Origin of the sequence: Zoogloea sp. 1C4 (assembly GCF_009469605.1) — a bacterium.
Classification (GTDB): domain Bacteria; phylum Pseudomonadota; class Gammaproteobacteria; order Burkholderiales; family Rhodocyclaceae; genus Zoogloea; species Zoogloea oryzae.
Genome location: NZ_SSXU01000002.1, coordinates 343,832 through 357,132, shown reverse-complemented (window position 1 = coordinate 357,132; position 13,301 = coordinate 343,832). Strand labels below are relative to the sequence as shown.

Sequence of the window (13,301 nt, the reverse complement as noted above, 5' to 3'; positions counted from 1 at the left end):
TGACTACGGCTAGTCCTTCCCGACTAGAGGCTGCGGCCATTGCCGCCCTTTCCGATCCCCGGTCGCGCGTTCTTCTCGTTCCCTCCCCACTGTCCCTGTAGCGCCGCGCCCCCGGCTCCGCGCGAGGAGAATCCATTGATGCAGCACTACCGATTGCTCCTGATCGACGACCACACGCTTTTCCGCACCGGCCTGCGCCTGTTGCTGGGCGACTCCCTGCCAACGTCCGACATCCTCGAAGCCGGCTCGGTCATGGAGGCCGTCGAGCAGCACGGCCGCACCGCCATCGACCTGATCCTGCTCGACCTCCAGCTGCCCGGCCTGAGCGGGCTGGAAGGGACGCAGGTGCTCCACCGGCATTTCCCGGCGGCGCGGATCATCGTCGTGTCGGGCACCACCGAGGCCTGGACGCCCGAGATGGCGACCCGCTACGGCGTCTCCGGCTTCCTGTCCAAATCGGCAACGCCGGAACAGATCGAAGCCAGCATCGCCCAGTGCCTCCAGGCCCCGCCGCCCATTGCCACGCCGCGTGCAGCGGGCCGTCCGGGCTCGCCCGGCCCGCTCACGCCACGCCAGCTGGAAGTCCTGCACCACCTCGGCCTGGGGCGCTCGAACAAGGTGATCGCCCGTCACCTGGGGCTGGCCGAGAACACCGTGCGGGTCCATGTGGCCGCCATCCTCGCCCACCTCAACGTGGCGAGCCGGATCGAGGCGGTGCTGGAAGCCCAGCGCCGCGGGCTCCTTCGCCAGACGCCATGACCTCGCCCCTGCGCCTCGACGCCCCCCACCTGCTGGCCGCCGGGATGGCGCTGATCGACCAGAGCTTCGGCATCGCCATGCTCGGCTGCTTCCTCGCCTCAGTGCTCCTCGGCAGCGCCGTCCTGCTGTCCGGCGGGCCGGCCCATGTCGGGCTGTGGTGCGCCGCGATGGGCCTCGCCTGCGCCTTCGGTCACCTGTGGCGGAGGCGCAACCCGGCACGGGTCACGCCGGCAGGTGCCCAGGACTACGCCCGGTGGATGACCGCGCTGCTGATCGTGCTCGGCAGCCTGTGGGGCTTGGCCGGCTGTGTGTACATGGATCTGGAGTCGCCCCCGTCGGTGGTCTCCGCCCTGGCCCTGATCGCCGGCATGAGCGCCGCGGCCCTGTCGATCTTCTCCCCATGCCTGCCGGTCGCCATCGGGTTCTTCTTCCCCGCAATCCTGCCGGTCTGGGCCTACGTGCTCGTTGCCGGCGGCGCCCATTACCTGTGGCTGTGGATCGGCATCCCGCTGTACCTGCTGGTGCTCACGGTGTTCGCCCGCAACTACGCGCTGGTCGCCCGCCGCTCCATCCTCCTGCGTTTCGAGAACCTGGAGCTCGTCGAGCAGCTGCGCGCCGAAACCCTGCGTGCCGAAGAGGCGAACCGCGCCAAGTCGGTCTTCCTGGCGGCGGCCAGTCACGACCTGCGCCAGCCGTTGCACGCTCTGGGGCTGTTCATCGCCTCGCTCCGCCGCACCCCGCTGGACGAAGGCCAGACCGACCTGCTGACCCACATGGACGGCGCCGCCCGGGCCGCCGGCGAGATGCTCAACACCCTGCTCGACTTCTCCCGCCTGGAAGCGGGCGTGATCGAGGCCAATCCGCAGCCCTTCCCGCTCCAGCCCATGCTCCGCAAGCTCGAAGCCGAGTTCGCCCCCCAGGCCGAACAGAAGCAGCTGGTGTTCCGCCTGCGGGACACGCCCGCCATCTGCCACACCGACCCGAGCCTCCTGGAGCTCGTGCTGCGCAACCTGATCGCCAACGCGGTCCGCTACACCGAGCGCGGCGGCCTCCTCATCGCCTGCCGAAGGCCCCGGGCGGGGCTGGCGGTGATCGAGGTGTGGGACACCGGGATCGGCATTCCCTCGTCCCAGCACGAGGCGATCTTCCAGGCTTTCCACCAGCTCGGGAATCCCGAGCGCGACCGACGCCACGGCCTCGGCCTGGGGCTCGCCATCGTCCGCCAGCTGGTCAGGACCATGGATCTGGCACTCAGCCTCGCATCCCGGCCCGGACGTGGATCGGTGTTCCGGGTGGCCATCCCGTGCCACGCCGACGCGCCCAGCCCGCCATGGCCGGCCGCCGCCACGACGGACCAGCCCCGGGATCTGCAACGGCTCCGGGTGCTCGTCATCGACGACGACCAGACCGTCCTGTGCGCCATGCGCGCGCTGCTGGAAAGCTGGAACTGCGACTGCCGGACGGCGGAATCCGAAGCCGCCGCCATCGACTGCCTGCACGACTTCGAACCGGCGGTGGTCATCACCGACTACCGCCTGCGCGGGCATCGCACCGGGCACCAGGCCCTCGACGCCATCCGGGCGTTCCTGCAGCGCCGGCCGCCGGTGATCCTGATGACCGGCGACACCGCCCCCGACCGCCTGCGCGAAGCCATGGCTGGCGGCGTGCGGCTGCTGCACAAGCCGATCAGCGCCGATGCCCTCCTCGAGGCCGTGCTGCAGCTGGCACCGGCACGCCCCGACTGAGCGTCCGGATCACCTGCACGCACGATGCGCTTGCGCCATATGGTCGGGAATCGCTCCAGAATGCCGCCGATGCTCCCGACCCGCCCGCCTCGCCAGCCGCCGACGCCCAGGTGTGCCGGGATCACGGGCCTGATCGATCCGGCTTTCAGCGCCTCGACCGCAACGGGGACGGCCGGCGCCACATCGCCCGCCGCCGGCCCGACCGCATCATCGCGCTGGCCGCCATCTCCGGCGTGGGCGATCGCGAGCTCGAGGCCTACGGGAAGGACAGCCTGACGCTCCTCACCGAAGACTGAGGCCGCGGCGCCTCAGCGGGGCAGGCCGGAGCGGATCTCCGCCGCCCGCTTCGCGGCCGCCTCGGCCTGAGCGGTGCGGCCCGCCTTGCGTTCCAGCTCGGCCAGCTGGGTCAGCGCAGCCACCATGAAGTCCGGCGCCTCGGCTACGTAGCGCTCCGCCGTGGCCTGTACCTGCCGGTTGAGCGCCAGCGCCCCGGCATCGTCTCCCTGGGCCACCCGCAAACCGGCCAGCTGGAAGCGCACGTTGGCCACTTGCAGGCTGTCCTCACCCGCCACCTCGATCCAGCGGGCCAGCGCCATCCTGCACACCGCCTCCGCATCGGCCGGGCGCGATTGCTCAGCGAGATTGCCGCACAGGTTGATCTCGGCCGCGGCAATCATCGGCGGCGTGGCAAGGGGGCTGCGCCTGAACACCTCCAGCGCCTCCCGGAACAGCACCTCCGCCTCCCGGTGGCGGTTCTGCGCGCCATACAGAAAGGCGCGGTTGTTGAGCATCCGCCCGTATTCCGGCGAATTCTTGCCCTCCCGGGCCGCCACAATCCCGAGGGCGCGCTCGTAAAGCTGATGAGCTTCGTCGTAACGGCGCTGGGCCCGATACACCGTCGCCAGGTTGTTGAGCGCGCTCGCCACCAGCGTCGAATCTGGCCCCGCAGCCTGCTCGCTTGCCGCCAGCAGGCGCTGGGCGAGCTTCTCCGCGCGGGGCTGGTCGCCGCAGCCCGAGGCCGCGCTCAAAGCCAGCCCCAGCACCTCCACACTCGTCGCGTTGCCGCCGCCGGTAGTCTTCTCTTCGATCGCCAGCGCCCGCTGGGCGTCGCGGTCGGCCTCACGAAAGCGCAGCTGCACCAGCCGCAGCTTGGCCCGCGCGGTGAGCGCCAGCCCCACAACCGGGTGTTCGGCTCCCAGCTGCCGCTCACCAATCGTCACCGCGCGCTCGATGGTGGCCTCGGCATCGGCGTTGTGGCCCAGGGCGATCTGCTCCCGGCCCAGGCCGACCAGCGCGTAGGCCAGATCGCCGCCATCCGCACCGCGCAAGGCCTCGACGAGTCTCACCACCTGCCGGTAGCCCTGTTCGGCCTCCTCATGCCGCTCCAGCCGCGCCAGGGCGTTCGACTGCACATCCAGGGCCTCGGCCAGCTGCAGCGACGTGGCCCCGCCGTCCCGCTCGATCAGGCCCCGGGCCCGCTGGGTCAGGGGCACAGCCTCGGCCGCCTGCCCCCGCTGCATTTTCACCCCGGCCAGGTGCACCAGCGGCTGGGCCAGCAACGGAGAGTCGGGCCCCGCCGCCCTCTCCACCAGGACAACACTCCGCTTTAGCACCACCTCCGCCTCGTCCAGCCGTCCCAGCGACAGCAGCGCCGGGCCCAGCACCTGCAGGCTGGCAAACACAGGCGGGCTATCCCGGCCGCCCTCCTTCTCAGCCAGATCGAGCGCCTCCAGCGCCTTGCGGCGCGAAGCCTCGAAATCGCCCTGCTGGTAGCTGGTCATGGCATCCCGCTGCAGCACCTGCCATGCCGGGCTCTGGGCCCCAGCCAGCGGCACGCCAGACGCCAGTAAAGCCGCCAGCACCGCCACCCGCGCTCGCTTCAGCATTGACATGATGGCTCTCCCCTTTCAGATGGTTGCCCGTCAATAACCCGATCAGCATCATCCTCAGCCTACACAGACGCCCGTGCTGCTGCTTTGCGCCAGCGCAAGCCCACCCACTGAACGCCCTTCACGACTCGCCTTCATCGCTCCGCGCCACAAAACACAACGGGCGCCAGTGGCGCCCGTTGTGTTTGCAGCAAGGTGCAGCTGGATTACAGCACGGCCAGCAGTTCCACCTCGAACACCAGCGTGGCGTTCGGCGGGATCACGCCGCCAGCGCCGCGCGCGCCGTAGCCCAGCTGGGGCGGAATGGTCAGCTTGCGGGTACCGCCCACCTTCATGCCCTGCACGCCTTCGTCCCAGCCGGCGATCACGCGACGGCCGCCGAGGGGGAACACGAACGGGTCGTTGCGATCCTTGCTGGAGTCGAACTTGGTGCCGTCGGTCAGCCAGCCGGTGTAATGCACCTGGACGTTCTTGCCCGCAACGGCTTCGGCGCCGGTGCCAACCTGGGTATCTTCAATGACGAGGCCGCTCGCCGTGGTTACTTGAGTCATGGAACGCTCCTGTTTGATGAACGGCGGATTCTATCAATCATCAGATGACGCGATAAGGTTTCGGTTTTCGCCCAATGACTTGAAAATTCCCATCAACGACCGCTCACCGCTACGCGCGGGCAACGTCAGGTTGAACCTGCCGCACCGGCGATCCGCGAAGGCCAGCCACCCTCTGTCAGCGATTGACGTCCACGATCACGCGGCCGCGAATCTCGCCATTGATGAGCTTCGACGCCGTGGGGATTGCATCGCTTAACGAGATCTCGGTGCTGATCATCTCCAGCTTGGAAACATCGAGGTCGGCACCCAGGCGTCGCCACGCCTCAAGGCGATCGGGGCGCGGGCACATCACGCTGTCGATACCGGCGAGTGTCACACCACGCAGGATGAACGGCGCGACCGTAGCCGGGAAATCCATTCCCCCTGCAAGTCCACATGCCGTGACCACACCGCGATATCTGGTGGTAGCGCAGATATTCGCCAACGTATGACTGCCGACGACATCAACCGCACCGGCCCAGCGCTCCTTACCCAGCGGCTTGCCCGGCGTCCCGAACTCCGCGCGATTGAGCACTTCGCTTGCACCCAGGTGTTTCAGGTAGTCCGCCTCCTCTGTCCGCCCACTGACAGCGACCACCGTATAACCCAGCTTCGCCAGCACTGCGGTTGCCACGCTGCCGACGCCACCCGCGGCGCCGGAGACCAGAATCTCGCCATGCGCGGGCGTCACACCGTGGCGCTCCAGTGCCAGCACGCAGAGCATGGCGGTATAGCCGGCCGTTCCGATCGCCATGGCCTGCTGCGGGGAAAACTGCTCGGGCAATGGCACCAGCCAGTCACCCTTCAGACGCGCCTTCTGGGCCAAGCCGCCCCAGTGCCCCTCGCCGACACCCCATCCATTCAGCAGCACACTGTCGCCGGCCTTGTATTCCGGGTGCGTACTCGATTCGACGACGCCGACCAGATCGATTCCGGGCACCATCGGAAAGCGTCGAACCACCGGCCCCTTGCCAGTGATGGCAAGGCCATCCTTGTAGTTGAGCGTGGAATGACTGACGCGGACGGTGACATCTCCATCGGGCAACTGCCCTTCGTCAATGTCCTTGATGTTGGCGCGATAGCCGGCTTCATCCTTCTCAATCAGAATACCTTTGAACATCTTTCGCTCCTCGAAATTTAGACCGATCGTCTACAAAAAATCAAAAAAATCAGGGCCTCTGCAGCCCGGCTAAAAATCCGCGAGCAAAGATTTCCAGAGGCTTGGCACTACGTTCGAGCTTGGCGCGAAGGACCGCACCTTCCCAGCCAATCCAGAAAAAGGTGGCCTGCTGCGCGCAGTCCACGACGGCGGGGATTTCGCCCGCCTCCTTCGCGGTTTCGAGACAGCACGCCAAGCGCCGCTCCCAGTCGCAAAACACCGCATTGAGCCGCGCCCGGAAACTTTCCGGCAAGGCCGCCATCTCCTGACCGAGGTTACCGATCAGACAGCCACGACGGAAATCGTGCCGCGCCATTCCACCGCGGGCGTCTTCGACAAAGGCCGATAGACGATCGAGCGGCTTCCTGGATTGATCGTTGAAATGGCGGTCGAGCTTGTAAGCAAAATAGCTCGCATACCGATCAATCAGCTCCGCCCCGAAGGCTTCCTTGCTCTCGAAATAGTGATAGAAGGACCCCTTGGGCACACCCACCCGCTTGAGCACTTCATCGATACCCGTAGCAGAGAACCCCTTTTCGGTCAGCGCCTCCAGACCGGCGCGAATCAATAGCTCTCGCGTTTCGAGCGTCTCATCGGGCCGCTTCGGCGGGCGGCCGCGCCTACGGGCAACGGGATGCTGTATCTCCATGGGCCAATATTAGACCGGTCGTCTCATTTATTGCAAGGATTATGTTTGGTCCGTAGGTTCATCCTTGACCAATCAAGGCTGTCGCTCGTGGCTGATGTTGCCAGAGGGAGTCCATCGATGCAGTGCCGGCTGAAACCATCACCCGCTGCGCGGCCGCGACGGCTGGCGTTCATCCCCGTGCTGCGCCCGGCTCACCCGCCCTTGCGACGCCCCGCAAAAGCCTTGCGAAACTTGGCCACCTTGGGCGCCACCACAAACTGGCAGTAGGGCTGGCGGCCGTTACGGGCAAAGTAGTTGTCGTGATAGGGCTCGGCCGGCCAGAAGGTGCCGGCGGGCTCGACCTCGGTGACGATGGGCGCGTCAAACTCGCCCTCGAAGGCCAGCTGCTCGATCTTGGCCCGGGCGATGGCATCCTGCTCCGGGCGGGTGGTGAAGATCGCCGAACGGTACTGGGTGCCCACATCGTTGCCCTGGCGATTGGGCGTGGTCGGATCGTGGATCGCGAAGAAGATGTCGAGCAGATCGGAATAGCCGATCACCGCCGGATCGAACTCGATGCGCACGGCCTCGGCGTGACCGGTGTCGCCGCTGCACACCTGCTCGTACGTGGGCGATTCCACGCGGCCGCCGATGTAGCCCGACTGCGCCGCGCTCACACCCTGCACCTCGAGGAACACCGCCTCGATGCACCAGAAGCAGCCGCCCGCCAGAATGGCGACCTCGTTCGTCTTTTCGCTCATTGTTGTCTCTCCAGGCTGGGGCTCCGCTCAGCCCCCGGCCGGCGGAAAGACCTGAAGATAAAGCAGATCCGACGCAAACGCGAGGCACGGCAGCGACACCAGCAGCAGCGGCGGAAACAGGATCGTGGCGATGATCGCCCCCGCCAGCAGCACCGCCCACACCAGCATCGGCGCGGGGTTGGCGAACACCCCTCGCACGCTGGCGGTCACCGCCTGCACCAGCGACGCCCGCCCATCGAACAGCAGCGGCACCGCAAATGCAGTGATGTTGAACACGATGAAGGCCAGCACCGCGCCCATCAGGCTGGTCCATAGATGAAAGCGCGCCACCTGGCCTGCATCCGGTGTCGTGCCACCGATCATGAAGCTATACACCGTGGCCGCGTCGGTGAGCCAGATCAGCAGGAGCAGGCTGCACGCCGCCGCCAGCCCCCACAAACCCCTCGGCGCCTGCCGAAAGCCCGACAGCACATCGGCAAAGCCCGCACCACGCCCCGCGGCGACAGCCCGCCGCAAAGCAAAGAACCCTGCCAGCACCGCCGGCCCCACCAGCAGAAAGCCACCGGCAAAAGGCAACATCATTGCCGACAGGCCAAAGTGGGCCAGCGCCCCGAAGATGCCCACGCCGATCAGCATGAACACCCCCGCAAACCCCGCCGCCGGCACCAGACATCGCCGATACGCCGCCCAGCCCTCTGAAACCGCCGAGAGGATGGTGCCGACAGAAATGCGACAGGGCGTGAGTTGATCGGACATCAGGCGAGCCTCCACGGGGTCAGATCATGCATCTGGCCTGATGCCGTCCGAGCGGGCAATGATTTGCGTCAAGGCCCCGAAAGCCCAGCGCGAACGGATCGAGCAAGGGGTTTTGGACGGCAAGGCGCTTCAGCTTGGCCTTGACCGCGTGCGCCGCCTACTTGAACGACAGCGTGAACACCGCGTCCAGCGCGTTTTCGCTCCCCGCCCGGCCGATGACGGCGATGCGGCGGGTGAGCTGGTAGGTGAGCTTGACGATGCTCGACGTGCCCGAGATGCTCTGCTCGAAGGAGAGCATGGCCCGGGCAGAGAGGCGCTTGCCGATGGTGATGACCTGCCCGGGCACGCTGTCGATGTTGCTGGACGAGGCGCTGGAGGCGGTGCCGGTGACGCTGCCGGTGGCGACGCTGCTGGTCTGCACCCGATTGCGGCTGTCGACGCTCGAGCCAAACGAGATTTCGTCGAAACCCAGGGCCCGGGCCAGGCCGGCCGACATGCCGGAGCCCGAATCCCCCAGCAGGGCCTGGGCCGCAGGCAGCAGCAGGGCCATTTCGCCGCCGGAGCCTTGATCGGGTGGACGGCCGAGGACGATCCAGCCGAGCTTTTCGGGGTCGGGCACGTTGGGCTCCGACACCAACCGCACCAGCGGCCGGCGGGCGGTGCCGGTGATCCCCACGCCGGCCTCGACGGTGAGGCCCTTGCGCAGCGCCACCACGTTGAGGCCCGGATTGGCCACCGGGCCGTTGAAGGTGATGATGCCTTTTTCGATGCTGAGCTTCTGGCCATAGCCTTCATACACCCCGCCCACGGTGGTGATGGTGCCGGTAGCGGCCAGGGGGCGGCCGGGGCCGGAGGTGAGCCGCAGGTCGCCGGCGAGACGGGTGTCGAGGCCGAGCGCGCGCACGTAGAGGGCGTCACCCAGGCCGATGGCCAGATCGACCGACATGCTGAAGGGGCTGGCCTGGGCCTTGGCACCTCGCGCGGGGTCGAGCACCACCACGTCCTCGCCCAGGCTGGGGGGCGGGGTGCGGGAGAGTTCGACAAAACCGGCATCGGCAGCCAGCCGGCCCTTGAGGTGGGCGGAATTCCAGCCGGTGGCAAGCTCGCCCTCGCCGCTCAGCACCAGCCATTGATCGACCCGCTGGAGGAGCGGCAGGCGGTCGGCGCGGAAGTCGAAATGGCCTTCACCGGTGGCGAGCTGCACCTGCCCCTTGGCCTTGAGGGTGCCCGGCGTGGCGGTGAGCCGCGCCAGGTCAATGCGCCCTTCGCGGGGTTTGACCCGGTTGGGCGAGACGAAGCTGAATTCCTCGAGATTGAGCCGGTCGCGGTTGAAGTCGAGCTGCAGGGTGCCCCCCGACAGGTGCAGGCCCTGGTCGGCCATCACGAAGGAGAGCTTGTCGCCCCGGATGCGGCCGGCGGCTTCGGGGCTGGCCGGGGTGCCGGCGAGGGAAAATTCGCCCTTCAGGCTGCCGTCGGTCTTGAGGTTCTGGTCGGCCAGCGGGCCGGCCCAGGCGATGGAGGGGATGTCGAGCCGCGCAGAGCCCAGCAGGGGCGCGCCGGGCACCAGCCGCACGGTGCCGTCGGCGGTGCGCTCGGCCAGCGCAGTGCCGGCGCCCGATGCGCTGCCCAGCCGGCTGCCGTGGGCCGAAAAGCCGAAGGCGATGCGGTTGGACGCGGCGCTCACGGTGAGCTGCAGCTCGTCCAGCCCCAGCTGCACCGGCGAATCGCCCTGCAGTTCAAGATCGCCGCTTTCGCGGAAGACGCGCACGAGACCATTCACCTGCTCGCCGATGTCCACGTTCCATTCGCCGCCGATCTGCAGCGAGTTGCCGCGGGACTGCACCTTTCGGGTGGCCGGATCGAGATTCACCCCGACCTGCACGCCGCTGACGCTGCCCCGGGCGACCAGATGCCGGGCCTGCCAGCGGGTTTCGTCGAGCCGGAAACGCCCGCCGGCCACGCCGCGCACTTCGGCCGCGCCCAGGGTGATCTCGTTGGCGGAGAGCAGCAGGGGCGCCGGCGCGGCAAGGGTGAGGCGATCGTCGCCACGCAGCTGGAAGCTCTCGAGCCGGCCCTGCCAGCGGGGGCCGTCGGAGAGCGCCCCGGCCAGGGTGGCAACGACGGAGGTGGAGCCGTTGGCATAGGCCTCCAGCCGGGCGGTGTTGGCGGCGCGGGAGCCATCAAAGACGAAGCTCGCCCGACGCAGCAGCGCGTCGCCGACGCTGCCGTCCTTGGCCGGCGTGCGCAGGCCGGCCACCGACAGGGCCACGGCGATGCTGCCGTTCCTGCCTTCGGCGATGCGGCCCTGGCCGTTTGCGGCGTCGATGCGAATGCCACCTGCGGCGAGCTGCTCGGCGGCGAGCTCGAAATCCCCCGCCGGGTGGTCGATGCTGCCCCGGAGCACGCCAGCCAGGCGCAGCTTGCCCCCCAGGCCGTGGCCGAGGGCGGCAAGCGCCGGGGCGTCGAGGTTCAGGTCGAGGGCATCGCCGGGCTTGCCGTAGCGGCCCTTGGCGACGAGCCGGTTGCCAGCCAGGGTGAGGGCCACGTCGGCGTCGGCGAGGCGCGTGCCCTCTACCGCCAGCACGCCGCGGCCGGCCAGGGGCTTGCCTTCGAGGGTGCTGGGCGCCAGATCGAAATCGAGCCGCCCGGCGAGCTGGGGCACGCGCCTGCCCTTGAGGGTGAAACGGGTGTTGAGGTCGGCGGTGGGCGCGGTGGTCACGAACGCGCGGGGGTCGAAGCGGTCGAGCCGGCCGGTGGCCTCGAAGGCGCCGGCGGCATCCAGCGCCAGTTTGCCGGTGGCCTCCAGCCGGGCGGCGCGGGCGGTGGCGAGGAGCTTGTCGATGGTGACGAGGCCGGCTGCGTGGCGGGCGTCGAGGCGCAGGGCGAGCTGCGGGTCGCGGAGATCCGCGCGGAGGGTCTGCGCGTCGGCGTCGGCCGTGGCGTCGATGCGGCCGGCGATGCGGGTGGTCGCGGCACGCTTGTCGAGCTTGCGGGCGTCGAGATTGCTGATGCGCAGCTCGGCATCGACCTTGCCGAAGCCGGTAGCGGTCTCGTTGCCCGTGCCGGGCTTGGGCGCCTGCCAGCGGGCCGAGCCTTCGGCGCGGCCGTTGCCGGGGAGGCGCAGGTCCACGTCTGCCAGGGCCAGCTCGCCGCCCGCCCAGCGCAGGGCGGTGGCGAGGGATTCGACCGGCAGCGCACCGCTGTCGTAACTGCCGGGAGCGCGGTTGACGATGCGCACCGGGCCGCTCACCACCCAGTCGGTGGCTGTGGGCTTGTCGGTGGCGGCGGACGGGACGAGATCGGCGTCGATGTCGAGGGTGGCGGTGGGGGCGTCCGGGTGGAAGCGCTTAGGGTCGACGCCGGTGAGGTGGGCCTTGGCCGATTGCAGCGGCAGGCTGGCAAAGGGCGTGGCGACGACGGCTGCAGTGCCATCAACACCGGCCCCGGCGATGGTGGCATCCAGCAGCAGCTTCTGCAGGTCGCCGCCGGCCTTCGCGCTCACCGTCCAGGCTTCGTCGGCGTGGCGGGTGGCGAGGCTGGCGCTGGCCTTTAGCGGGAAAGGTCGCTGGCCGTCGAGCTCAGCGTCGGCGGCCAGCTGGCCGAAGGGTGCGGTGGCCTTGAGGCCGGTCGCCCGGTGGTGGCGGCCGTCGGATTGCAGCGCGCCGGTCAGGGCGGTGAATTCGATGTCCGGCGCGGCGGGCTTGCCGTCGGTAAGTTCGCCGACCCGCAGCCGGCCGATCTCGAAGTGGTCGATGGCGATGGCGGCGGGCAGCGCGAGGCTGTCGGGCAGCGTGGAGGGCGCGTCGCTGGGGGCGCTGGCCACCTGCACGTCGGCAGCAGCGAGGCGGGCGATGTCGAGCCGGCCGCGGGTGAGCGCGGCGGGATTCCAGGTGAGGGCCAGGTCATGCACATCCACCTGCACCGTGGGCGTGCGCACCCGCAGCAGTCCCAGGCGCAGATCACCCAGCAGGTAGCCGTCGGCCTTCTCGAAGGTGACGACACCGCCCGACAGCCGGGCGACGAAATCCACCAGCATGCCAAGGCCGGAGGTGGTGCCGCCCAGCCAGCCCACCAGCACGATGGCGACGGTGATGCCGGCGATCAGCAGCGCGAGCACGCCGCGCAGGAGCCGCCGCCCCCAGCCCGGGCTAGGCGGTGGCGGGGATTGATCCTGCGGGGCCGGCCCGGACTGCTCCGGCGTCTCGCTCATCGGTCAGCCGAACAGGGCGGCGAGGCCGGCACCGGGGTCGTCGGCGCGCATGAAGGCTTCGCCCACCAGGAAGGCATTGACCTTGTGCTCGCGCATCAGGGCCACGTCGGCCGGGGCGAGGATGCCCGATTCGGTGACGACGATGCGCTCGGCCGGGATGCGCGGCAGCAGGTCCAGCGTGGTCTGCAGGCTGACTTCAAACGTGCGCAGGTTGCGGTTGTTGATGCCGATGAGGGGCGTGCGCAGGTTGAGGGCCACGTCGAGTTCGGCGCCGTCGTGGACTTCGACCAGCACGCCGAGGCCGAGGCTTTCGGCGATAGTTTCCATCTCCTGCATCTCGGCCAGCGAGAGCGCGGAGGCGATCAACAGGATGGCGTCGGCGCCCATCGCACGGGCTTCAAACACCTGGTAGGGATCGACCAGGAAATCCTTGCGCAGGGCCGGCAGGCCGCAGGCGGCGCGGGCGGCCTGGAGGTACTCGGGCGCGCCCTGGAAGAACTGGCGGTCGGTGAGCACCGACAGGCAGGCGGCGCCGGCCTTCTCGTAGCTGGCGGCGATCTCGGCGGGGCGGAAGTCGGCGCGGATCACGCCCTTGGAGGGGCTGGCCTTCTTGATCTCGGAGATGACCGCGGCGCGGCCGGCGGCGATCTTCGCGCGCATCGCGCCGACGAAATCCCGCGCGGGCGTCTGGGCGGCGGCGAGCTCGCGCACGGCGGCGTCGGACACCGCAGCGCGGGCGGCGGCGACTTCCGTGTGCTTGACGGCGAGGATCTTGTTGAGGATGTCGGACATGGAGGTTCTCTG

At 68.9% G+C, this 13,301-nt stretch carries 11 protein-coding genes; 3 read left to right on the top strand and 8 right to left on the bottom strand.

Going from position 1 to position 13,301, the window contains the following annotated elements:
• The first annotated feature begins 138 nt into the window (after positions 1 to 138).
• From GH681_RS04150 to GH681_RS04140, 3 genes are all read left to right on the top strand, one after another.
• Positions 139 to 759: a response regulator transcription factor gene (locus GH681_RS04150; protein WP_153160139.1), complete on the top strand. Its 621-nt coding sequence runs from the start codon at positions 139 to 141 to the stop codon at positions 757 to 759.
• Positions 756 to 2,504, top strand: a complete 1,749-nt coding sequence (locus GH681_RS04145) for a hybrid sensor histidine kinase/response regulator (protein WP_153160137.1) — start codon at positions 756 to 758, stop codon at positions 2,502 to 2,504. The genes GH681_RS04150 and GH681_RS04145 overlap by 4 nt, the downstream gene beginning before the upstream one ends.
• A gap of 110 nt (positions 2,505 to 2,614) precedes the next feature.
• Complete coding sequence (locus GH681_RS04140; protein WP_153160134.1) at positions 2,615 to 2,800, top strand: HRDC domain-containing protein; 186 nt, start codon at positions 2,615 to 2,617, stop codon at positions 2,798 to 2,800.
• Between the two features lie 12 nt (positions 2,801 to 2,812).
• On the opposite strand, the gene GH681_RS04135 is transcribed toward GH681_RS04140, so the two are convergent.
• The 8 genes from GH681_RS04135 to trpC all read right to left on the bottom strand — a co-directional run bounded on the left by GH681_RS04135 (position 2,813) and on the right by trpC (position 13,289).
• The gene (locus GH681_RS04135; protein WP_153160133.1) at positions 2,813 to 4,396 is read right to left on the bottom strand and encodes a tetratricopeptide repeat protein; all 1,584 of its coding nucleotides are present in this window, start codon (positions 4,394 to 4,396) and stop codon (positions 2,813 to 2,815) included.
• Positions 4,397 to 4,599: 203 nt separating this feature from the next.
• Positions 4,600 to 4,944 (bottom strand): FKBP-type peptidyl-prolyl cis-trans isomerase, encoded by a 345-nt coding sequence (locus GH681_RS04130; RefSeq protein ID WP_153160130.1) that lies wholly within the window; start codon positions 4,942 to 4,944, stop codon positions 4,600 to 4,602.
• A 175-nt stretch (positions 4,945 to 5,119) separates the two neighbouring features.
• Positions 5,120 to 6,103 carry an MDR family oxidoreductase gene (locus tag GH681_RS04125; protein ID WP_153160129.1) on the bottom strand — a complete coding sequence of 328 codons (984 nt, stop codon included), beginning with the start codon at positions 6,101 to 6,103 and terminating at the stop codon, positions 5,120 to 5,122.
• 49 nt (positions 6,104 to 6,152) lie between these two features.
• Positions 6,153 to 6,791 carry a TetR/AcrR family transcriptional regulator gene (locus tag GH681_RS04120; protein WP_153160127.1) on the bottom strand — a complete coding sequence of 213 codons (639 nt, stop codon included), beginning with the start codon at positions 6,789 to 6,791 and terminating at the stop codon, positions 6,153 to 6,155.
• A gap of 191 nt (positions 6,792 to 6,982) precedes the next feature.
• The gene (msrA, locus tag GH681_RS04115) at positions 6,983 to 7,531 is read right to left on the bottom strand and encodes a peptide-methionine (S)-S-oxide reductase MsrA (protein WP_153160125.1); all 549 of its coding nucleotides are present in this window, start codon (positions 7,529 to 7,531) and stop codon (positions 6,983 to 6,985) included.
• A gap of 27 nt (positions 7,532 to 7,558) precedes the next feature.
• Positions 7,559 to 8,287, bottom strand: a complete 729-nt coding sequence (locus GH681_RS04110) for a DUF2189 domain-containing protein (RefSeq protein WP_153160123.1) — start codon at positions 8,285 to 8,287, stop codon at positions 7,559 to 7,561.
• A 157-nt stretch (positions 8,288 to 8,444) separates the two neighbouring features.
• A complete protein-coding gene (locus GH681_RS04105) occupies positions 8,445 to 12,497 on the bottom strand; it encodes a translocation/assembly module TamB domain-containing protein (protein ID WP_153160122.1) in 4,053 nt (1,350 codons plus the stop codon).
• Between the two features lie 3 nt (positions 12,498 to 12,500).
• Positions 12,501 to 13,289, bottom strand: coding sequence for an indole-3-glycerol phosphate synthase TrpC (gene trpC, locus GH681_RS04100; protein ID WP_153160120.1), 789 nt, complete (start codon positions 13,287 to 13,289; stop codon positions 12,501 to 12,503).
• Positions 13,290 to 13,301: the final 12 nt, after the last annotated feature.